Below are 20,650 nucleotides of genomic sequence, written 5' to 3'. Positions count from 1 at the left end.
GGGGGGCTAGCGAGCCTGGGCGTTGGCAGCCAGGGGATCAGACTGCCTGGCCCGGTTTGAGTTCGCGAGCCCGCCCGTTTCGAGTGGCACGTTACAAGCGGCGAACCTGCGCTGGCGGCTTGAGGCTCGCGGCTTGCCACCAAAGGCCCTTACAGGGCCTTCCAGATCTCCTTGGCGTACTCGCCGATGGTGCGGTCCGAGGAGAACCAGCCCATGCGCGCGGTGTTGTAGATCGCCGAGCGCCACCACAGCTTCGGTTGGCGCCACAGTTCCTCGACCTTCATCTGCGCGTCCCAGTACGACTCGAAGTCCGCGCACACCAGGAAGCGGTCGTAGTTGAGCAGCCCATCAACCAGCCCGGCGTAGCGGGACGGGTCATCCGGCGAGAAGGTACCGCCGCGCACGGCCTGCAGCACGTCGTTGAGGCGGTGCGAGCCGGCGGCCACGCCGTGGGCGCTGAAGTCGCCGTGCTGCTTATGCGCCTCGACCTCGTCGGCCTTCATGCCGAAGATGAACATGTGCTCGGCGCCCACGTGCTCGCACATCTCGACGTTGGCGCCGTCGAGGGTGCCGATGGTCAGCGCGCCGTTGAGGCCGAACTTCATGTTACTGGTACCGGAGGCCTCGTAACCGGCGGTGGAAATCTGCTCGGACAAATCCGCCGCCGGGATGATGCTCTCGGCCAGGCTGACGTTGTAGTTGGGCAGGAACACCACCTTGAGCAGGCCACGCACGGTCGGGTCGTTGTTGACGGTGCGGGCGATGTCGTTGGCCAGCTTGATGATCAGCTTGGCCTGGTAGTAACTGGCCGCGGCCTTGCCGGCGAAGATCTTCACCCGTGGCACCCAGGGTTTTTCCGGGTTGGCGCGGATCGCCTGGTACAGCGCCACGGTGTGCAGCAGGTTGAGCAGCTGGCGTTTGTATTCGTGGATGCGCTTGACCTGCACGTCGAACAGGGCTTTGGGGTCGACCGTGATGCCGAGGCGGTCCTGGATGATCCGCGCCAGCGCCTCCTTGCTGTGCAGGCGTTGGTCGGCGAAACGGCGCTGGAACACCGCGTCGTCGGCGAACGGCTCAAGGCCTTTGAGCTGGGTTTCCGGCGCGTCGAGCAGGCCTTCGCCGAGTTTGTCGACCAGCATATGGGTGAGCTTGGGGTTGCTCTGGTACAGCCAGCGGCGGAAGGTAATGCCGTTGGTTTTGTTGTTGATGCGCCCCGGGTAAAGGCCGTTGAGGTCTTTGAACACGGTGCTGCGCATCAAGTCGGTGTGCAGGGCAGACACCCCGTTGATGCTGTGCGAGCCGATGAACGCCAGGTTGCCCATGCGCACCCGGCGGCCGTTGCTTTCGTCGATCAACGACACCGAGCGCAGCAGGTCGAAGTCGTGCATCTCTTTGGCGCGCAGGCCGTCGATGTGCTCGGCGTTGATCAGGTAGATGATCTGCATGTGCCGCGGCAGCATGCGTTCCATCAGGCCCACCGGCCAGGTTTCCAGCGCTTCGGGCAGCAGCGTGTGGTTGGTGTAGCAGAGGGTGTCTACGGTCACCTTCCACGCCTCGGCCCATGGCAGCTGGTGGATGTCGACCAGCAGGCGCATCAGCTCGGCCACGGCGATCGACGGGTGGGTGTCGTTCATCTGGATCGCGGCGTGCTCGCCCAGGCTGGCCACCGTGCCATGCATGTTGATGTGCCGGCGCAGCAGGTCTTGCAGCGAAGCCGACACGAAGAAGTACTCCTGGCGCAGGCGCAGCTCTTGGCCGGCCTCGGTGCTGTCGGCCGGGTAGAGCACGCGGGAGATACTCTCGGCGCGGGCCACATCAGCCACGGCGCCAAGGTGGTCACCGGCGTTGAAGCGCTCCAGGTGGAGGTCTTCCATGGCGCGGGCACGCCACAGCCGCAGGGTGTTCACGCTCTTGCCGCGCCAGCCCACGACTGGGGTGTCGTACGCCACCGCGCGCACCGTTTCACTTGGCAACCACACCTGCCGGCCGAGGTCGCTGGCCTGCACATGGCCGCCGAAGCTGATCGGGTAGATCACCTCCGGGCGTTCGAACTCCCAGGGGTTGCCGAAATCCAGCCAGGTTTCGGTCTGCTCCTGCTGCCAGCCGTCGATCACCGCTTGGCGGAACAGCCCGTGCTCATAGCGGATGCCATAACCGTGGGCGGCCACGCCGAGGGTCGACATGCTTTCCATGAAGCACGCCGCCAGGCGCCCGAGGCCGCCGTTGCCCAGTGCCGCGTCGGGCTCGAGCAGTTTGATCTTGTCGAAGTCCACCCCCAGGCCGTCGAGTGCTTCGCGGGCCACGTCGAGCAGCCCGAGGTTGCTCAGGCTGTCGACCAGCAGGCGGCCGATGAGGAACTCCAGCGAGAGGTAGTACACGCGCTTTTGCTGGCTGCGGTAGATCTGCCGGGTGTGGTCCATCCAGTGCTCGACCATATGGTCGCGCGCCGCCAGGGCAATGGCTTCGAACCAGTCGTGATCGAAGGCATGCTCGGGGTCCTTGCCTACCGCGTAGGTGAGTTTTGCGAGTACGGCGTCACGAAATTCGTTCACATCGACTTTAACTTTACGGGCAAGCGGTTCCTGAGACATGAGGCGTCCTCGGTGGCTTAAAAGGAAGCGGATTGATTCAGACTAGACCGTCTGACCGAAGGTGGCCTGCCGGGTTCGCGCGCTTTTACACAGAAAAAAATAAAAAACCGGCGAGTGGATATTTATTAACCAACGCGTACGCGTATCATCGCGCGCCTCCGATGAACCTTGCGTGAACCCCTGATGAGACCGACCCTGATCGCCGCGGCCGAAGTAGACCGCCTGGAAACCTGGCAGAAGTACGCCAGCCACATGTGTGGCGGCTGCATGTCGATTTGCTGCACGCTGCCGGTGGAGGCGCGCATCAAGGATTTGATCCGCATCGGCGTGGTGGATGAATTCGAAAAAGACGAGCCACCGAAGAACGTGGCCAAGCGCCTGCAGAAGGAAGGGATCATCGAGCGCTTCAACCAGAAGAGCGGGATTTTCACCCTGGCGCGGATGAGCAACAACGACTGCCTGTACCTGGATAAAAAAAGCCGCCTGTGCACCATCTACGACAAGCGCCCCGACACCTGCCGCAACCACCCGAAGATCGGGCCGCGGCCGGGGTATTGCGCGTACAAGCCCAAGCCGGCTGCCAGGTAATGGCCGCGGGCAATTTTAGCTCTTCATAGAGGCGTTCAATCTGCGAGCTCTGCTAATTCTGTGCATGAGCTGACTGGCCCATCGCCCGGCATAGCCGGCCTCCCACGAGCTCTGTGTTGCCAAGTAAATCAAATACTTACACAAACCTGGTGGGAGGCCGTGGTCCGGCACTCCGGCTGTGCCGGGCGAAGGGCCCGCGAACACCCATAAAAAAAGCCGGCTTTCGCCGGCTTTTTTCATACCTGAAGGTTAGCCCTTCGAAGCACGCTTACGCTCGTTCTCGTTCAGCACTTTCTTGCGAAGGCGGATCGATTTCGGGGTCACTTCCACCAGTTCATCGTCATCGATGAACTCCAGCGCCTGCTCAAGGGTGAACTTGATCGGCGGCACCAGGGCGATGGTTTCGTCTTTGCCCGAAGCACGCATGTTGTCGAGCTTCTTGCCCTTGGTGGGGTTGATCACCAGGTCGTTGTCACGGCTGTTGATGCCGGCCAGCTGGCCTTCGTAGATTTCCTGGCCAGGCTCGAGGAACAGCTTGCCGCGGTCCTGCAGGGTTTCCAGCGAGTAGGTCAGGGCTTTACCGGTGGCCATCGACACCAGCACGCCGTTCTGGCGGTGGCTGACTTCACCGGCCTTGACCGGGCCGTAGTGGCTGAAGGTACCGGTGAGGATACCGCTGCCGGAGGTCATGGTCAGGAAGGCGTTACGGAAGCCGATCAGGCCACGGGCCGGAATGGTGTATTCCAGGCGGATGCGCCCTTTGCCGTCCGGGACCATGTTGGTCAGGTCGCCTTTGCGCAGGCCCATCTGTTCCATCACAGCACCCTGGTGCTGCTCTTCGATGTCGATGGTCACGGCTTCGTACGGCTCTTGCTTCTCGCCGTTGACTTCCTTGATCACCACTTCAGGGCGCGAGATGGCCAGTTCGAAGCCTTCGCGGCGCATGGTTTCGATCAGTACCGAGAGGTGCAGCTCGCCACGGCCGGAGACCTTGAACTTGTCGGCGCTGTCGGTTTCTTCAACGCGCAGGGCAACGTTGTGCAGCAGTTCTTTTTCCAGGCGCTCTTTGATGTTGCGGCTGGTGACGAACTTGCCTTCCTTACCGCAGAACGGCGAGTCGTTGACCTGGAAGGTCATGCTCACGGTCGGCTCGTCGACGCTCAGCGGCGGCAGGGCTTCGACATTTTGCGGGTCGCACAGGGTGTCGGAGATGAACAACTGGTCCATGCCGCTGATGCAGACGATGTCACCGGCTTCAGCATCGCCGACTTCAACGCGCTGCAGGCCGTGGTGGCCCATCAGCTTGAGGATACGGCCGCTGCGCTTCTTGCCTTCGGCGTCTACCGCGACCACCGGGCTGTTGGCCTTGATGCGGCCACGGGCGATGCGGCCGATGCCGATCACGCCGAGGAAGCTGTTGTAGTCCAGTGCCGAGATTTGCATCTGGAACGGGCCTTCGGCGTCGACTTTAGGCGCCGGCACGTGGTCCAGGATGGCCTGGAACAGTGGGTCCATGTTTTCGGCCATTTCCGATGGGTCGTTACCGGCGATACCGTTCAGGGCGCTGGCGTAGATGACCGGGAAGTCGAGTTGCTCTTCGGTGGCGCCGAGGTTGTCGAACAGGTCGAACACCAGGCCGAGGACTTTGTCCGGGTCAGCGCCTGGGCGGTCGACCTTGTTGATGACCACGATCGGGCGCAGGCCGGCCTTGAAGGCCTTCTGGGTCACGAAGCGGGTTTGCGGCATCGGGCCGTCCTGGGCGTCGACCAGCAGCAGCACGGAGTCGACCATCGACATCACGCGCTCTACCTCACCGCCGAAGTCGGCGTGGCCGGGGGTGTCGACGATGTTGATGTCGAAGCCGTTCCATTTGATGGCGGTGTTCTTCGCCAGAATGGTAATGCCGCGCTCTTTTTCCTGGTCGTTGCTGTCCATCACGCGTTCGTCGTTCAGCTCTTTGCGGTCCAGGGTGCCAGACAGCTTCAGCAGCTTGTCGACCAGGGTGGTTTTACCGTGGTCAACGTGGGCGATGATGGCGATGTTGCGAAGATTCTCTCTCACAGGTATGTCTCGATCGATGAATGCGTTGTTTGCCGCGCCCCAAGGCGCGGCAGGCTTGAATAGGCAGTGTTACAAAGCGGCCCGGGCGTCGGGTGGGCGATGGCGGATGCTGCCGCCATTGAGCCCCGGGATTCTATGCCGGACGATAAACGCGCACATTGGCGTGCCCCTCGCTGAGCAGGTGATGAGCATGCAGGCGGCTCATGACACCCTTATCGCAGTACAGAAGATATTGCCGGCTGGCGTCCAGCTCCTTGAAGCGGCTGTTCAGAGCATAGAACGGCAGCGCCTTGACTTCGACACCGTCCAGCGCCAGGGGTGCGTCTTCCTGGGCGTCGGGGTGGCGGATGTCGATCACCACCTGGCCGGGCAGTGCCTGGGCCACGTGTTCCACTTCGACGGCCTGGCCGAGTTCCTCGATCACATGGTCGATCGACACCAGCCGGGCGCGCTCCAGGGCGCGCTCGAGCACCGCCATGTCGAAGCGGGTTTCTTCACGCTCGACCCGGTAGCCGCGGGCCGCGGTGGTTGGGTTCACCGAGATCACGCCGCAGTATTCCGGCATGTGCTTGGCGAAATCGGCGGTGCCGATGGCCACGGCGGTGTCGATGATGTCTTGCTTGTGGCTGGCAAGCAATGGCCGCAGCACCAGCTTGGGCGTGGCGGCGTCGATCACCGTGAGGTTGGTCAGGGTCTGGCTCGACACCTGGGAGATCGCCTCACCAGTGACCAGCGCGTCGATCTGCAGGCGGTCGGCCAGGCGGCTGGCGGCGCGCAGCATCATGCGCTTGAGGATCACGCCCATCTGCGGGTCGTCGACCTTGGCGAGGATCTCGCCCACCACCTCTTCGAACGGCACGCTGATGAACAGCACCCGGTGCGAACTGCCGTACTTCTTCCAGAGAAAGTGCGCGACCTCCATCACCCCCAACTCGTGGGCACGGCCGCCGAGGTTGAAGAAGCAGAAGTGGGTCATCAGGCCGCGGCGCATCATCTGGTAGGCCGCCACGGTGGAGTCGAAGCCGCCGCTCATCAGCACCAGGGTTTGCTCCAGCGCGCCCAGCGGGTAGCCGCCCATGCCTTCATGGCGGCTGTGCACCACGAACAGCTGTTGGTCGCGGATGTCGAGGCGCACCTCGACCTCGGGCTGCTTCAGGTCGATCCCGGCGGCGCCGCACTGCTGGCGCAGCTGGCTGCCCACGTAGCGGTCGACGTCCATCGAGCTGAAGGTATGGCGCCCGGCGCGCTTGCAGCGCACGGCGAAGCGCTTGCCGGCCAGCAGCGGGCCGAAGTGTTCTTTGCACTTGGCGACGATGTCGTCGAAATCGCCCAGCGGGTAGTGGGCCACCTGCAGGAAATGCGCGATGCCCGGCGTGCAGGCCAGGCGCTCGATGATCTCGCGCAGCACCTTGGGGTCCTGCTGCTTCGTGTTGACTTCCAGGTTGTCCCACACGCCCGTGACGGAAATGTCCGGGTCGAGCTCGCGGGTCACCAGCCGGATGTTCTTCGCGAGCTGGCGGATGAACCGCTTGCGCACGGGAGGGCTTTTGATGGTGATTTCTGGGAAGACTTTAACGATAAGTTTCATGGAACTGCACGCACGCAGAGGCCCGCTAAAAAAGGGGCGGCATTATAGCGGAAATTGTTCAAGGTTTGACCAACTATCGTCGGCTGATTAACGGTGCCGCAATTTGGTGCAAAATGATTATCCATCGCACCATTTTGGCGCCTTGCCATTGGCGATTTTTTGCGCAAACGCCCGCCAGCGCTCGCATTTTAAGGGTGCTGCCCAACTTTGGGCACTGGCATGCAAATTGCTCCCTTGTGAGGCAGGTTGCCAAGGCTGAGTATTCGTGGCCGGCACCACCCACATTGCAGGGCTGCCCATTACCAAGCCCTGACCACCCGGAGGACAGCATGTCGAAGACGGTTCAACTCATCAAAGATCATGACGTTAAGTGGATTGATCTGCGCTTCACCGATACCAAAGGCAAGCAACAGCACGTCACCATGCCTGCGCGTGACGCGCTTGACGACGACTTCTTCGAACACGGCAAAATGTTCGACGGCTCCTCGATCGCTGGCTGGAAAGGCATCGAAGCCTCCGACATGATCCTGATGCCGGACGACGAAACCGCTGTGCTCGACCCGTTCACCGAAGAGCCGACCATCATCCTGGTCTGCGACATCATCGAACCGTCGACCATGCAAGGCTATGACCGCGACCCACGCGCCATCGCCCACCGCGCCGAGGAATACCTGAAGTCCACCGGCATCGGCGACACCGTGTTCGTCGGCCCGGAGCCAGAGTTCTTCATCTTCGACGGCGTGAAATTCAAGTCCGACATCTCCGGTTCCATGTTCAAGATCTTCTCCGATCAAGGTTCGTGGATGACCGATGGCGACATCGAAGGCGGCAACAACCTGGGCCACCGCCCGGGCGTGAAAGGTGGTTACTTCCCGGTTCCGCCGGTCGACCACGACCACGAAATCCGTACCGCCATGTGCAACGCCCTGGAAGAAATGGGCCTGACCGTTGAAGTTCACCACCACGAAGTGGCGACTGCCGGCCAGAACGAAATCGGCGTCAAGTTCAACACCCTGGTGAAGAAAGCCGACGAAACCCAAACCCTGAAGTACGTTGTTCACAACGTTGCTGACGCCTACGGCAAAACCGCGACCTTCATGCCGAAGCCTCTGTACGGCGACAACGGTTCGGGCATGCACGTGCACATTTCCGTCTCCAAAGACGGCAAGAACACCTTCGCGGGTGAAGGCTATGCCGGCCTGTCCGACACCGCCCTGTACTTCATCGGCGGTATCATCAAGCACGGTAAGGCCCTGAACGGCTTCACCAACCCGTCGACCAACTCCTACAAGCGCCTGGTACCTGGCTTCGAAGCCCCGGTCATGCTGGCCTACTCGGCCCGTAACCGTTCCGCTTCGATCCGTATCCCGTACGTGTCGAGCCCGAAAGCCCGCCGTATCGAAGCCCGCTTCCCGGATCCGGCTGCCAACCCCTACCTGGCCTTCGCTGCACTGCTGATGGCCGGCCTGGACGGTATCCAGAACAAGATCCACCCAGGCGACGCCGCCGACAAAAACCTGTACGACCTGCCGCCTGAAGAGGCCAAGGAAATCCCGCAGGTGTGCGGCAGCTTGAAAGAAGCCCTGGAAAACCTGGACGCCGACCGCGGCTTCCTGACCAAGGGCGGCGTGTTCAGCGACGACTTCATCGACGCTTACATCGCGCTGAAGAGCGAAGAAGAGATCAAGGTCCGCACCTTCGTTCACCCGCTGGAATACGACCTGTACTACAGCGTCTAAGCCAGCACCGCGGCACAAGAAAGGCCACCTCGGGTGGCCTTTTTTATCTGCCGGGCGAAGGGCCCTGAGGCCATTCACACCCTGAAAAACACCCGCCCCTCTGCCCTCGCGAAGCCATGGCATGCTTGCCGCCCCTGAAAATGGCGCGAGGAGCCCACCCATGAGGCCAACCCCCATCCTGCTGCTGAGCACCCTGCTCGCCACCAGCGCACACGCCGCCACTACCGCCGGCAGCGAAGCCATCGGCCCCTTGATCGGCCTGATGAACGAACGCCTGGCGCTCGCCCTGCCGGTTGCCAAGGCAAAATGGGAGAGCGGCGCGGCGGTACAAGACCGCCCCCGTGAACACCAGGTGCTTGAGCGCGTCGCCGCCCAGGCGCCCAGCCAAGGGGTACCCGCCGCCTGGGCGCGGCAGTTGTTCTCGGCGCAGATCGAGGCCAGCAAAACCCTGCAGTACTTTTACATCCAGAGCTGGCTGGCCGGCAGCCACACAGGCTTCGATACACCCGCACGCCCACTGAGCGAGATACGCCCACAGCTCGACCAGTTGCAGGCACGGATACTCACCCAGATGGCCCTGGCTGAACCCTATCGAACACACCCCGATTGCCCGCTGAAGGTACTGGAGGCCATCACCCAGCAAACGCCGGACACCTTTACCCGCGCCGCCCTGGCTCGCGCCAGCGCGGAACTCTGTGCAAGCCAGGGCTAGCCGTTTTATGCTGGCACCCTCAGGCCACGCCCCCCGGGCGGCCGTTGTACGAGTGCCGACCATGCGCTGCATCGCCCTTGCCCTCTGCCTGCTGGCCCCCTTGCCGGCCCTGGCGCAGATCTACAAATACACCGACGCCAACGGCAACACGGCCTACACCAACCAGCCGCCAGACGGCACCAAGGGCGCCAAGGAAGTACAACTGCCACCGCTGAACAGCGTGGCGCCCGGCAACGGCGCCGCCGCGCCCAAGCCGGCCACCGCGCCCACGGTGAGCAACCCGCAACCCCAGCAAGCCACCACGGCCTACGCCACCCTGCAACTCACCGGCCTGCCCAGCGCCGAGGCCCTGCGCGCCAACAATGGCACCTTCACCGTGGGCGTGGCCCTGCAGCCGCGGCTGGCCCCAGGGCACATGCTGCAATTGCTGCTCGATGGCAAACCCTATGGCACCCCCAGCAACGTGCCGCGCCTGCAACTGGTGAACATCGACCGTGGCGAACACAGCCTGGCGGTGCAGGTGCTGCAGGGGCAAACCATGCTGCAACAAAGCGACACGGTGACCTTCACCGTGCAGCGGGTACACCGCTGATGCCGCGCCACTGGCTGTTGTGGCTGGCCCTGGCCTGCGCGCCGGCCTGGGCCCAGGTGTACACCTACGTGGATGCCAACGGTAACCGGGTGTACACCGACAAACCGCACAAGGGCGCCACCGCCGTGGCCCTGCCGCCCACCAACACCCTCAGCGGCACCCCGCCGCCGGCCCCGGCGCCGCGGGTCGAGCGGCCCAAGCCAACGCGGGTGGTGCACTACAACATGCTGCGCATTCTGGCGCCCGCGCCCGACGCCACCGTGGCCCACGCCGCCGGCGAGGTGGTGGTGACCGTGAGCAGCGACCCGGCGCTGGTGGCCGAAGACGCCTACGAACTGCTGCTCGACGACAAACCCACCGGCACCCCTGGCACCAGCCCGGTGATGCTGCTGCGCAACGTCGACCGCGGCGCCCACCGCCTGGCGGTGCGCATCGTTAACCCACAAGGCAACGTGATCGAGCAAACCGCCCCGCAGGTGTTCTACATGCAGCGCGTGTCACTGAACCAGAAACGCCGCACTCACCCTTGCAAAGACGCCGATTACGGCGTGCGCCCGGAGTGCCCGCTGTCACTGAAGCCAGCAGACGACGATTGAGCTCGCTTGCACCAGCCTGGCGCGCACCATTAGAGTGCAATGCGATGCACTCTAAACTCACTTGATACGGCCGCAAAACCTCAAGCCTGCGGAAACCCTCGCGTTTCAAGCCCACAGGCCGGCCCCCCAATGCAACGCCCGGAAATAAAACCGCTTCTTTTCGGAGCCTTGGTTTGGATTTTGCATTTTCAGTGCATCAGCGGATTGCCCGCGCCCGCTACCGGACCACTTCGCCGGTTGCCATGTGCCAAAAGAGGTCAAGATCAGCATATGACCATCAGCGATACGCTGCACAGGTTGTTACTCGACAACCTGACCACTGCAACGATTCTGCTCAACGCCGAGTTGCGGCTGGAGTACATGAACCCGGCCGCGGAAATGCTGCTGGCCATCAGTGGCCAACGCAACCACGGCCAGTTCATCAGCGAACTGTTCACCGAGTCCAGCGAGGCGCTGAACTCCCTGCGCCAGGCGGTCGAGAAGGCACACCCGTTCACCAAGCGCGAAGCGATCCTCACCGCGATGACCGGCCAGACCATCACCGTCGATTACGCTGTCACGCCCATTCTTAACCAGGGCCGTACCTTGCTGCTGCTCGAGGTGTTGCCACGCGACCGGCTGCTGCGCATCACCAAGGAAGAGGCCCAACTGTCGAAGCAGGAAACCACCAAGATGCTGGTGCGCGGCCTGGCCCACGAAATCAAGAACCCGCTGGGCGGGATCCGTGGCGCGGCGCAGTTGCTCGACCGGCAACTGCCCGATGACAGCCTCAAGGACTACACCAACGTCATCATCGAAGAGGCCGACCGCCTGCGTAACCTGGTCGACCGCATGCTTGGCTCGAACAAGCTGCCCTCGCTGGCCATGTGCAACGCCCACGAAGTGCTGGAGCGGGTGTGCAGCCTGGTCGAGGCCGAAACCCAGGGCGGCATCAGCCTGCTGCGCGACTACGACCCGAGCATCCCCGACGTGCTGATCGACCGCGAGCAGATGATCCAGGCGGTGCTGAACATCGTGCGCAACGCCATGCAGGCCATCAGCGGGCAGAACGAACTGCGCCTGGGCCGCATCACCCTGCGCACCCGCGCCATGCGCCAGTTCACCATTGGCCATGTGCGCCACCGCCTGGTGGCCAAGATCGAGATCATCGACAACGGCCCGGGGATCCCCGCCGAACTTCAGGAAACCATTTTCTATCCTATGGTCAGCGGCCGCCCGGACGGTACCGGGCTGGGGCTGGCCATCACCCAGAACATCATCAGTCAGCACCAAGGGTTGATCGAGTGTGAGAGCCATCCCGGCCACACCACGTTTTCGATCTTCCTGCCGCTGGAACAAGGAGCCGCCTCGTCATGAGCCGTAGTGAAACCGTGTGGATCGTCGATGACGACCGTTCCATCCGCTGGGTCCTGGAAAAGGCCCTGCAACAGGAAGGCATGACCACCCAGAGCTTCGACAGTGCCGATGGCGTAATGAGCCGGCTCGCCCGCCAGCAGCCTGACGTGATCATCTCCGACATCCGCATGCCCGGCGCCAGCGGCCTGGACCTGCTCGCGCGGATCCGCGAGCAGCATCCGCGGCTGCCGGTGATCATCATGACCGCCCACTCTGACCTCGACAGCGCGGTGGCCTCGTACCAGGGCGGCGCCTTCGAGTACCTGCCCAAGCCGTTCGATGTGGACGAAGCCGTGTCGCTGGTCAAGCGCGCCAACCAGCACGCCCAGGAACAACAGGGCATGGACGTGGCGCCCACGCTGACCCGCACCCCGGAAATCATCGGCGAAGCGCCGGCGATGCAGGAGGTGTTCCGCGCCATCGGCCGCCTGAGCCACTCGAACATCACCGTGTTGATCAACGGTGAGTCGGGGACCGGTAAAGAACTGGTCGCCCACGCCTTGCACCGCCACAGCCCACGGGCGGCGGCGCCGTTCATTGCGCTGAACATGGCGGCGATCCCCAAGGACCTGATGGAATCGGAGCTGTTCGGCCACGAGAAAGGCGCCTTCACCGGCGCCGCCAACCTGCGCCGCGGCCGCTTCGAGCAGGCCGACGGTGGCACGTTGTTTCTCGACGAAATCGGCGACATGCCGGCAGACACCCAAACCCGCCTGCTGCGCGTACTGGCCGACGGCGAGTTCTACCGGGTTGGCGGCCACACACCGGTGAAGGTCGACGTGCGGATCATCGCCGCCACCCACCAGAACCTCGAAAGCCTGGTGCACGCGGGCAAGTTCCGCGAAGACTTGTTCCACCGCCTGAACGTGATCCGCATTCACATCCCGCGGTTGTCTGACCGCCGTGAAGACATCCCCACCCTGGCCAAGCACTTCCTCGCCCGCGCCGCGCAAGAGCTGGCGGTCGAGCCGAAGCTGCTCAAGGGCGAAACCGAGGATTACCTGAAGAACCTGCCGTGGCCGGGCAACGTGCGCCAGCTGGAAAACACCTGCCGCTGGATCACCGTGATGGCTTCGGGGCGCGAGGTGCACATCAGCGACCTGCCGCCCGAGCTACTGAGCCTGCCGCAAGACGCCGCGCCAGTGACCAACTGGGAGCAGGCCCTGCGCCAGTGGGCCGACCAGGCGTTGTCACGCGGCCAGTCGAGCCTGCTCGACAGCGCCGTACCCAGCTTCGAACGGATCATGATCGAAACCGCGCTCAAGCACACCGCCGGCCGCCGCCGCGACGCCGCCGTGCTGCTGGGCTGGGGCCGCAACACCCTGACTCGCAAGATCAAAGAGCTGGGCATGAAGATCGACGGCGGCGACGATGATGACGATGGTGATAACTAAGCGCTAGGCCCTCACAGAGGGCCCTTCGCCCGGCACAGCCGGCCTCCCACGGGTTCTGTGTTGCCTCGTAAATCAATGGCTTACACAAATCTAGTGGGAGGCCGGCTGTGCCGGGCGAGAGGCCCTGAAGCTCATGCACAAAATCAGCAGAGCTCTCAGACTGATCCCCTTCATGAAGCCATGAGATGGCTTAAGTGAACAGCACTCCGGCTATGCCGGGCAAAGGGCCCTAAACATTTTTTCACCATAATGTTTCAGCCCGGTGCACCACGCACCCACCTTGCACCGCACCAAGGCGCGCCCGCGCCACCCGCCGCAACCGCCCCCCTCACCTGCTCCACCTACTCAGCGTTTAGCTCGCCGCAAACAAAAATAAAACCCTTTAAATTCATAGGCTTAAATTCATACAGCTGAATTTTGGCCAACCCAGTTCAAAACTGGCATGCCCCCTGCAATAAGACTAACAAGACCCAGTTTTGGGGACCTTGGTACAGGCAGGCCGGGGATTCCCCTCTTTAACACCGGGACTTGCAGGCCCACATGGCCGCAAGCCCACACCGCTTTTGGGGGCCGAGGTACAGGCAGGCCGAGGAATCCCCTTCTTTACATCGGAGCTCAGGCTCCACGCTTTGAGGACCTTGGTACAGGCAGGCCGGGGATCCTCCTTTACACCGGAGCCGTGCCCACGCGGGCGCAGGCTCCCCCCTTTCGGGGACCTTGGTACAGGCAGGCCGGGGATCCCTCTTTTATTCCTCCCGGAGGCTGACACTCAGCCTCCAGCGCCCTTCTACTTCAACACCTTCCCAGCTACCGCTCAGGTGCCGCGCGGCGACCACGCTCAGCAGCAGGCCGCCGTCGGCCTGGCGCAGTGACCATTTCACCGGGTGCCCTTGCACCAGCAGTTCACCACTGGCCGGCGCGCCACGCGCGCGCAACAGCATGGCAAAGGTGCCCTGGGGCGCGGCCGCCTGCACCTCAGGCTCGCCCTGCAGCCACAGCACCAGGGTATCGGGGTGCAGTTCGATGCGGTCGAGCGAAGGGACCTCGGGCGTGGTCACGCGGCCGATCATCATCCCCACCAACAAGCCGATGATCGCCAGCGAACCGAGAAAACGCGGCCACAGGCTGGATCGTGGTGGCAGCGCTTCAGGGGTAGAATGCTGCCTGTCTTTGTGCTCGGAGCCGTGCATGTTTCACGTCATCCTGTTTCAACCGGAAATACCGCCCAACACCGGCAACGTTATCAGGCTATGCGCCAACAGCGGCTGCCACCTGCACCTGATCGAACCGCTGGGGTTCGAACTCGATGACAAGCGCCTGCGCCGCGCCGGCCTGGATTACCACGAGTATGCACCGTTGCAGCGCCACGCCGACCTACCCAGCTGCCTGGCAGCCCTGGGTAACCCGCGGGTGTTCGCCTTCACCACCAAGGGCTCGCAGCCGTTTCACAGCGTGGCGTTCGAGCCGGGCGATGCGTTTTTATTCGGCCCGGAAAGCCGCGGCCTGCCGGAAGAGGTGCGCGAGCAGTACCCGCCGGAACGCCGCCTGCGCCTGCCGATGCGCGAGGGCAGCCGTAGCCTGAACCTGAGCAATACGGTGGCGGTGGCGGTGTATGAGGCGTGGCGCCAGCAGGGCTTTGCCTGAGCGCCTACCGCGGGGCTTGGCGCCCCGCGGCCAAGGCTGGCTTAGGCCTGGGGGGCTTCGCCGGCTTCTTGCAGGCGCTGCAGCTCTTGCGCGTACAGGGCGTCGAAGTTCACCGGGGCCAGCATCAGCGCCGGGAACGAGCCACGGGTGACCAGGCTGTCGAGGGTTTCGCGGGCGTACGGGAACAGGATGTTCGGGCAGAACGCGCCCAGGGTGTGGCTCATCGAGCCCGCGTCGAGGTTTTTGATCAGGAAGATACCGGCCTGTTGCACTTCAGCGATGAAGGCCACTTCTTCGCCGTTCTTCACGGTGACCGAGAGGGTCAGCACGACTTCGTGGAAGTCGTTTTCGAGGCCCTTCTGGCGGGTGTTCAGGTCAAGGGAAACGCTCGGCTCCCAGGCTTGGCGGAAGATCGCCGGGCTTTTCGGGGCTTCGAAAGACAGGTCGCGTACGTAGATGCGCTGCAGCGAGAATTGCGGCTCGTTGTCGGCAGCGGCGGCGGTGTTCTGATCGGTCATGGCGATTGCCTTCTTGGCTTGAGGTTTACAGGTTCAAAGGCCCAGCAGCGCATCGAGCTTACCGGCGCGCTCCAGGGCGTAAAGGTCGTCGCAGCCGCCTACGTGGCGGCCGTCGATCCAGATTTGCGGCACCGAGGTGCGGCCAGCCTTCTGGGCCATCTCGGCGCGCAGCTGGGGCTTACCGTCTACCTTGATCTCTTCGAAGTCGGCGCCCTTGCCGTTGAGCAGGCCCTTGGCGCGCATGCAGTAGGGGCACCAGTCGCTGGAATAGATGACGACCTTGGCCATATCACTTCACCACGGGGAGGTTGTCGGCGCGCCAGCTGGAGATGCCACCACCCAGCTTGGCCGCGGTATAGCCGGCCTTGAGCAGGTCGCGGCACACGGTGCCGGCGTGCTGGCCCATGGCATCGACGATGATCAGGGTTTTGCCCTTGTGCTTGTCGAGCTCGGCCATGCGCGCGGTGAGTTTGTCTTGCGGGATGTTCAGCGCGTCGACGATGTGGCCGCTGGAGAAGTCTTTCTTGTTGCGGATGTCGATCACTACGCCTTTTTCGGCGTTGACCAGCGCGGTCAGTTCACGCGGGCTGAGGGCACGGCCACCGCCTTGCATTTCGTGGAGCAGCAACAGCACCAGCAGCACGGCAAAAATGCCCACGAGCAGGTAGTGATTGGTGGCGAATTCGATCAGATGAGCGACCATCAGCAGGTTCCACGGCGTTAAAATGGCGGCCAGTATACACACCCGGCAGGGCCGGCCAAAGCCCGCCCAGCGGCAGTTTCATGGAACCGCGGGGGCGCTGGCGGGTCTGTGCCAAGCCATGCAACGTTTTTCGTCAAGCGCGGGTGTTTTACCCTAAAATACCCGCCCTCCAATAACAGCTGCGAGCCCGAGCCCATGACTACCACGCCCAAGCCCCTGGTCCTCATCATCCTGGACGGATTCGGGCACAGCGAAAGCCACGAATACAACGCCGTATACGAGGCGAAAAAGCCCAACCTCGATCGCCTGGTGGCCACCCAGCCCAATGGCTTGATCTCCGGCTCCGGGATGGACGTAGGCTTGCCCGACGGGCAGATGGGCAACTCCGAGGTGGGCCACATGAACCTCGGCGCCGGGCGCGTGGTGTACCAGGACTTCACCCGGGTGACCAAAGCCATCCGCGACGGTGAGTTCTTCAACAACGAGGTGCTGTGCGGCGCGGTAGACAAAGCCGTGCAGGGCAAAAAGGCCGTGCACATCATGGGCCTGCTCTCCGACGGCGGCGTGCACAGCCACCAGGACCACCTGGTCGCCATGGCCGAGCTGGCCGCCCAGCGTGGCGCCGAGCACATCTACCTGCACGCCTTCCTCGATGGCCGCGACACCCCGCCGAAAAGCGCGCAGGGCTCGCTGGAGCTGCTCGACGCCACCTTCGCCCGCCTGGGCAAGGGCCGCACCGCCAGCCTCATCGGCCGCTACTTCGCCATGGACCGCGACAACCGCTGGGACCGCGTGGCCGCCGCCTATGAGCTGATCGTCGACGGCACCGCCGAGCACCACGCAAAAATCGCCGTCGAGGGCCTGCAGGCTGCCTACGAGCGCGGCGAGAGCGACGAATTCGTCAAGGCCACCACCGTGGGCGAGGTGGTCAAGGTCGAAGACGGCGACGCCGTGGTGTTCATGAACTTCCGCGCCGACCGCGCCCGCGAGCTGTCGCGGGTGTTCGTCGAAGACGGCTTCGCCGACTTCCCGCGCAAGCGCCAGCCGCAGCTGGCCGCCTATGTGGGCCTGACCCAATACTCGGCGAAAATCCCGGCCCCGGCCGCCTTTGGCCCGAGCAGCCTGCACAACGTGCTGGGCGAGTACCTGGCCAACAACGGCAAAACCCAGCTGCGCATCGCTGAAACCGAAAAATACGCCCACGTCACGTTCTTCTTCTCGGGCGGGCGTGAAGAGCCCTTCGAGGGCGAAGAGCGCATCCTGATCCCGTCGCCGAAGGTCGCCACCTATGACCTGCAGCCAGAAATGAGCGCCCCCGAGGTGACCGACAAGATCGTCGAGGCCATCGAGCAGCAGCGCTTCGACGTAATCGTGGTCAACTACGCCAACGGCGACATGGTCGGCCACAGTGGCGTGCTGGCCGCGGCCACCAAGGCGGTGGAATGCCTCGACACCTGCGTGGGCCGCATTGCCGCCGCGCTGGAGAAGGTTGGCGGCGAAGCGCTGATCACCGCCGACCACGGCAACTGCGAAATGATGGAAGACGAAAGCACCGGCCAGGCGCACACCGCGCACACCACCGAGCCGGTACCGTTCATCTACGTGGGCAAGCGCAAGGTCAGCGTGCGCGAAGGCGGCGTGCTGGCCGACGTGGCACCGACCATGCTGTTCCTGATGGGCCTGGAAAAACCCGCGGAAATGACCGGCCACTCGATCCTCGCCGACGCCTGAACCCGGCCCCACCGGGGCGCGCCCGCGCCCCGGTTGTTGTCGAAACATTTTTACGGGGCGGGCATACTAGGCCTTTCCCTCCATACGGTGCCCTCCCCTCGATGCTTCGCACCCTTCTCGCCTGCTTACTGGCGTGCATGATGCTGCCGGCCCTGGCCGACGACAACGACCGCGCGCAAACCCAGCAGCAAATCGAAAAAACCCGGCAAGACATCGCCGACCTGCAGAAAACGCTCGGGCAGATCCAGCAAGAGCGTACCGGCGTGCAAAAAGACCTCCGCGACACCGAAACCGAGATGGGCAAGCTGCAAAAGCAGGTGGAGGCCCTGCAAACCGAACTAAAAAAGAGCGAAAGCGAACTTCAACGCCTGGACACTGAGAAAAAAAAGCTCCAGGGCGCCCGCACTGAACAGCAGCGCTTGATCGCCATCCAGGCGCGCGCGGCTTACCAGGGCGGGCGCCAGGAATATCTCAAGCTGCTGCTCAACCAGCAGAACCCAGAGAAGTTCGCGCGCACCCTCACCTACTACGACTACATGAGCCAGGCGCGCCTGCAGCAGTTGCGCAGTTTCAACGAAACCCTGCGCCAGCTCGCCGACGTCGAAAAGCAGATCTCCCTCGAACAGGCCCAGCAGCTGGTGCAGCAAGGCCAGCTCGACGACCAGCGCCAGGCGCTCGACAAGGTCCGCCAGCAGCGCCAAGCGGCGCTGGCCAAGCTCAACGACCAATACAAGGCCGGCGACAGCAAGCTGCAGGCGCGCCAGGAGGACCAAGCCGAGCTGGGCAAGGTGCTCAAGGCCATCGAAGAGCGCATCGCCCGCGAGGCCCGCGAGGCCGAAGAAGCCCGCCAGCGCGCCCTCGCCGCCCAGCAGGAAGAAGACCGCCGGCGCCGCGAAGCCGCCGCCAGCGCCAGCCGCAATAAACCGGCCGACGACGACGAACAGCCCGCCGCCGCGCCGAAACGCAGCCCCGGGCAGATGGTCTCCAGCGCTGGGCAAACCTATGGCGGTGCTTTCGATGCGGCCAAGGGAAAACTTCCATGGCCGGTTGATGGTCGATTGTTGGCGCGCTACGGGGAAACCCGCGGCACGGATGAACGGACCAAGTGGGATGGCGTGATGATCGCCGCCCCGGCCGGCGCAACGGTACGCGCCGTGCACGGAGGGCGCGTGGTGTTCGCCGACTGGTTGCGCGGCGCCGGACTTCTCGTCATTCTCGACCATGGCAACGGTTACCTGAGCCTGTACGGGCACAACCAGACCCTGCTCAAAAGCGCCGGGGACGTGGTCAAGGCCGGAGACGCCATTTCGACCGTCGGCACCAGCGGCGGGCAGGACACACCAGCACTGTATTTCGCCATTCGCCAGCAAGGTCGGGCGACCGACCCCGCACAGTGGTGCCGCGGTTAACGCAGCACCGGTAAACCAGGATCAGGAGTTCGTTCGACATGCTGCATTCGTCCCGCCTTACCTCGCTGGCCGCCACCCTTGCGCTGGTGATCGCCGCGCCGCTGGCGCGTGCCGCCGACCCCGCGCCGGCCGCCGCGCCCGCGGCCTCCCCGGTGACCGCGCCGGCGCCGGCGGCGAAGAACCCGCTGCCGCTGGACGAACTGCGCACCTTCGCCGAGGTCATGGACCGCATCAAAGCGGCCTACGTAGAGCCGGTCGACGACAAAACCCTGCTGGAAAACGCCATCAAGGGCATGTTGAGCAACCTCGACCCGCACTCGGCCTACCTCGGCCCTGAAGACTTCGCCGAGCTGCAAGAGAGCACCAGCGGCGAATTCGGCGGCCTGGGCATCGAAGTGGGCGTGGAAGACGGCTTCGTCAAGGTGGTCTCGCCGATCGACGACACCCCCGCCAGCCGTGCCGGCATCCAGGCGGGCGACCTGATCGTGAAAATCAACGGCCAGCCCACCCGCGGCCAGAGCATGAACGAAGCGGTCGACAAGATGCGCGGCAAGGTCGGCGAGAAAATCTCCCTGACCCTGGTGCGCGATGGCGGCCAGCCGTTCGACGTGACCATCGCCCGGGCGATCATCCAGGTCAAGAGCGTGCGCGCCCAATTGCTCGAAGACGGCTATGGCTACCTGCGCATCACCCAGTTCCAGGTCAAAACCGGCGAGGAAGTCAGCAAGGCCCTGGCCCAGCTGAAAAAACAGAACGGCAACAAGAAGCTCAACGGCCTGGTGATGGACCTGCGCAACAACCCTGGCGGCGTGCTGCAAGCCGCAGTGGAAACCGCCGACAACTTCCTCACCTCCGGCTTGATCGTGTACACCAAGGGCCGCCTGCCGAACTCCGAGCTGCGCTTCAACGCCGACCCGGTCGACCAGAGCGAGGGCGTACCGCTGGTGGTGCTGATCAACGGCGGCAGCGCCTCGGCGTCGGAAATCGTCGCCGGCGCCCTGCAAGACCAAAAACGCGGCGTGCTGATGGGCACCGACAGCTTCGGCAAAGGCTCGGTGCAAACCGTGCTGCCGCTGACCAACGACCGCGCGCTGAAGATCACCACCGCGCTGTACTTCACCCCTAACGGCCGCTCGATCCAGGCCCAGGGCATCGTTCCGGACGTTGAAGTGCGCCAGGCCAAGGTCACCGCCGAATCCGACAGCGAAACCTTCAAGGAAGCCGACCTGCAAGGCCACCTGGGCAACGGCAACGGCGGCGCCGACCGCCCCAGCCGCCAGGCCGCACCGGCCACCAACGGCAAGAAGGCGCGCCCGCAAGACAGCGACTTCCAGCTCAGCCAGGCGTTGTCGTTGCTCAAGGGCCTGAAGGTGACCCGCGGCAATTAAC

The 20,650-nt window shown here is 63.7% G+C and carries 18 protein-coding genes; 11 read left to right on the top strand and 7 right to left on the bottom strand.

The features are described from left to right. Window positions 1–149 precede the first annotated feature (149 nt). Window positions 150–2,591 (bottom strand): glycogen/starch/alpha-glucan family phosphorylase, encoded by a 2,442-nt coding sequence (locus ACFZCE_RS09195; RefSeq protein ID WP_390938188.1) that lies wholly within the window; start codon window positions 2,589–2,591, stop codon window positions 150–152. Between the two features lie 183 nt (window positions 2,592–2,774). On the opposite strand from ACFZCE_RS09195, the gene ACFZCE_RS09190 reads away from it, so the two are divergent. Further along, a complete protein-coding gene (locus ACFZCE_RS09190) occupies window positions 2,775–3,179 on the top strand; it encodes a YkgJ family cysteine cluster protein (protein ID WP_390938186.1) in 405 nt (134 codons plus the stop codon). Window positions 3,180–3,428: 249 nt separating this feature from the next. Here ACFZCE_RS09190 and typA read toward each other — a convergent pair whose 3' ends face one another. Both typA and thiI read right to left on the bottom strand, forming a co-directional pair. Beyond that, window positions 3,429–5,240, bottom strand: a complete 1,812-nt coding sequence (gene typA / locus ACFZCE_RS09185) for a translational GTPase TypA (protein ID WP_390938184.1) — start codon at window positions 5,238–5,240, stop codon at window positions 3,429–3,431. Window positions 5,241–5,373: 133 nt separating this feature from the next. Continuing rightward, on the bottom strand, window positions 5,374–6,828 hold the full coding sequence (gene thiI, locus ACFZCE_RS09180) for a tRNA uracil 4-sulfurtransferase ThiI (protein ID WP_390938182.1): 1,455 nt from the start codon (window positions 6,826–6,828) through the stop codon (window positions 5,374–5,376). 329 nt (window positions 6,829–7,157) lie between these two features. Here thiI and glnA point away from each other — a divergent pair, with 329 nt between their 5' ends. From glnA to ntrC, 6 genes are all read left to right on the top strand, one after another. Beyond that, on the top strand, window positions 7,158–8,567 hold the full coding sequence (gene glnA / locus ACFZCE_RS09175) for a glutamate--ammonia ligase (protein WP_390938180.1): 1,410 nt from the start codon (window positions 7,158–7,160) through the stop codon (window positions 8,565–8,567). 160 nt (window positions 8,568–8,727) lie between these two features. Then, a complete protein-coding gene (gene aroQ, locus ACFZCE_RS09170; RefSeq protein WP_390938177.1) occupies window positions 8,728–9,279 on the top strand; it encodes a gamma subclass chorismate mutase AroQ in 552 nt (183 codons plus the stop codon). 61 nt (window positions 9,280–9,340) lie between these two features. Continuing rightward, window positions 9,341–9,871, top strand: coding sequence for a DUF4124 domain-containing protein (locus ACFZCE_RS09165; protein ID WP_390938175.1), 531 nt, complete (start codon window positions 9,341–9,343; stop codon window positions 9,869–9,871). Continuing rightward, window positions 9,871–10,467 (top strand): DUF4124 domain-containing protein, encoded by a 597-nt coding sequence (locus ACFZCE_RS09160; RefSeq protein ID WP_390938173.1) that lies wholly within the window; start codon window positions 9,871–9,873, stop codon window positions 10,465–10,467. Before ACFZCE_RS09165 ends, ACFZCE_RS09160 begins: the two co-directional genes overlap by 1 nt. 270 nt (window positions 10,468–10,737) lie before the next feature. Next, a complete protein-coding gene (gene glnL, locus ACFZCE_RS09155) occupies window positions 10,738–11,823 on the top strand; it encodes a nitrogen regulation protein NR(II) (RefSeq protein WP_390938171.1) in 1,086 nt (361 codons plus the stop codon). Next, a complete protein-coding gene (gene ntrC, locus ACFZCE_RS09150) occupies window positions 11,820–13,256 on the top strand; it encodes a nitrogen regulation protein NR(I) (RefSeq protein ID WP_390938169.1) in 1,437 nt (478 codons plus the stop codon). The genes glnL and ntrC overlap by 4 nt, the downstream gene beginning before the upstream one ends. 746 nt (window positions 13,257–14,002) lie before the next feature. Here the strand turns inward: ntrC and ACFZCE_RS09145 are convergent. Continuing rightward, on the bottom strand, window positions 14,003–14,446 hold the full coding sequence (locus ACFZCE_RS09145; protein ID WP_390938167.1) for a hypothetical protein: 444 nt from the start codon (window positions 14,444–14,446) through the stop codon (window positions 14,003–14,005). On the opposite strand from ACFZCE_RS09145, the gene ACFZCE_RS09140 reads away from it, so the two are divergent. Then, window positions 14,445–14,900 (top strand): TrmH family RNA methyltransferase, encoded by a 456-nt coding sequence (locus ACFZCE_RS09140; protein ID WP_390938165.1) that lies wholly within the window; start codon window positions 14,445–14,447, stop codon window positions 14,898–14,900. The two genes, ACFZCE_RS09145 and ACFZCE_RS09140, sit on opposite strands and share 2 nt — an antisense overlap. Before the next feature lie 41 nt (window positions 14,901–14,941). On the opposite strand, the gene secB is transcribed toward ACFZCE_RS09140, so the two are convergent. Genes secB through ACFZCE_RS09125 form a run of 3 tightly spaced genes read right to left on the bottom strand, consistent with a single transcriptional unit; the run spans window position 14,942 to window position 16,121 of the window. Then, window positions 14,942–15,418, bottom strand: a complete 477-nt coding sequence (gene secB, locus ACFZCE_RS09135) for a protein-export chaperone SecB (protein ID WP_390938164.1) — start codon at window positions 15,416–15,418, stop codon at window positions 14,942–14,944. A gap of 33 nt (window positions 15,419–15,451) precedes the next feature. Further along, window positions 15,452–15,706 carry a glutaredoxin 3 gene (gene grxC, locus ACFZCE_RS09130; RefSeq protein WP_390938162.1) on the bottom strand — a complete coding sequence of 85 codons (255 nt, stop codon included), beginning with the start codon at window positions 15,704–15,706 and terminating at the stop codon, window positions 15,452–15,454. Between the two features lies 1 nt (window position 15,707). Further along, window positions 15,708–16,121 carry a rhodanese-like domain-containing protein gene (locus ACFZCE_RS09125; protein WP_390938160.1) on the bottom strand — a complete coding sequence of 138 codons (414 nt, stop codon included), beginning with the start codon at window positions 16,119–16,121 and terminating at the stop codon, window positions 15,708–15,710. 195 nt (window positions 16,122–16,316) lie between these two features. Here ACFZCE_RS09125 and gpmI point away from each other — a divergent pair, with 195 nt between their 5' ends. From gpmI to ACFZCE_RS09110, 3 genes are all read left to right on the top strand, one after another. Continuing rightward, window positions 16,317–17,852 (top strand): 2,3-bisphosphoglycerate-independent phosphoglycerate mutase, encoded by a 1,536-nt coding sequence (gene gpmI / locus ACFZCE_RS09120; protein WP_390938158.1) that lies wholly within the window; start codon window positions 16,317–16,319, stop codon window positions 17,850–17,852. Between the two features lie 101 nt (window positions 17,853–17,953). Further along, window positions 17,954–19,261, top strand: a complete 1,308-nt coding sequence (locus ACFZCE_RS09115; RefSeq protein WP_390938156.1) for a peptidoglycan DD-metalloendopeptidase family protein — start codon at window positions 17,954–17,956, stop codon at window positions 19,259–19,261. Between the two features lie 38 nt (window positions 19,262–19,299). Beyond that, window positions 19,300–20,649, top strand: a complete 1,350-nt coding sequence (locus ACFZCE_RS09110) for a S41 family peptidase (protein ID WP_390938154.1) — start codon at window positions 19,300–19,302, stop codon at window positions 20,647–20,649. Window position 20,650: the final 1 nt, after the last annotated feature.

It is taken from the genome of Pseudomonas sp. NPDC007930, assembly GCF_042958985.1.
Lineage (GTDB): Bacteria > Pseudomonadota > Gammaproteobacteria > Pseudomonadales > Pseudomonadaceae > Aquipseudomonas.
Note: the sequence above shows the minus strand (reverse complement) of the source record. Positions and strands in the feature narration are given on the sequence as shown.

Bases quoted from the DNA above. Each gene is read 5' to 3' on its own strand.
- ACFZCE_RS09195 (WP_390938188.1), bottom strand. From the start codon at position 2,591: ATGTCTCAGGAACCGCTTGCCCGTAAAGTTAAAGTCGATGTGAACGAA.
- ACFZCE_RS09190 (WP_390938186.1), top strand. From the start codon at position 2,775: ATGAGACCGACCCTGATCGCCGCGGCCGAAGTAGACCGCCTGGAAACC.
- thiI (WP_390938182.1), bottom strand. From the start codon at position 6,828: ATGAAACTTATCGTTAAAGTCTTCCCAGAAATCACCATCAAAAGCCCT.
- glnA (WP_390938180.1), top strand. From the start codon at position 7,158: ATGTCGAAGACGGTTCAACTCATCAAAGATCATGACGTTAAGTGGATT.
- aroQ (WP_390938177.1), top strand. From the start codon at position 8,728: ATGAGGCCAACCCCCATCCTGCTGCTGAGCACCCTGCTCGCCACCAGC.
- ACFZCE_RS09165 (WP_390938175.1), top strand. From the start codon at position 9,341: ATGCGCTGCATCGCCCTTGCCCTCTGCCTGCTGGCCCCCTTGCCGGCC.
- ACFZCE_RS09160 (WP_390938173.1), top strand. From the start codon at position 9,871: ATGCCGCGCCACTGGCTGTTGTGGCTGGCCCTGGCCTGCGCGCCGGCC.
- glnL (WP_390938171.1), top strand. From the start codon at position 10,738: ATGACCATCAGCGATACGCTGCACAGGTTGTTACTCGACAACCTGACC.
- ntrC (WP_390938169.1), top strand. From the start codon at position 11,820: ATGAGCCGTAGTGAAACCGTGTGGATCGTCGATGACGACCGTTCCATC.
- ACFZCE_RS09140 (WP_390938165.1), top strand. From the start codon at position 14,445: ATGTTTCACGTCATCCTGTTTCAACCGGAAATACCGCCCAACACCGGC.
- ACFZCE_RS09145 (WP_390938167.1), bottom strand. From the start codon at position 14,446: ATGCACGGCTCCGAGCACAAAGACAGGCAGCATTCTACCCCTGAAGCG.
- secB (WP_390938164.1), bottom strand. From the start codon at position 15,418: ATGACCGATCAGAACACCGCCGCCGCTGCCGACAACGAGCCGCAATTC.
- grxC (WP_390938162.1), bottom strand. From the start codon at position 15,706: ATGGCCAAGGTCGTCATCTATTCCAGCGACTGGTGCCCCTACTGCATG.
- ACFZCE_RS09125 (WP_390938160.1), bottom strand. From the start codon at position 16,121: ATGGTCGCTCATCTGATCGAATTCGCCACCAATCACTACCTGCTCGTG.
- gpmI (WP_390938158.1), top strand. From the start codon at position 16,317: ATGACTACCACGCCCAAGCCCCTGGTCCTCATCATCCTGGACGGATTC.
- ACFZCE_RS09115 (WP_390938156.1), top strand. From the start codon at position 17,954: ATGCTTCGCACCCTTCTCGCCTGCTTACTGGCGTGCATGATGCTGCCG.
- ACFZCE_RS09110 (WP_390938154.1), top strand. From the start codon at position 19,300: ATGCTGCATTCGTCCCGCCTTACCTCGCTGGCCGCCACCCTTGCGCTG.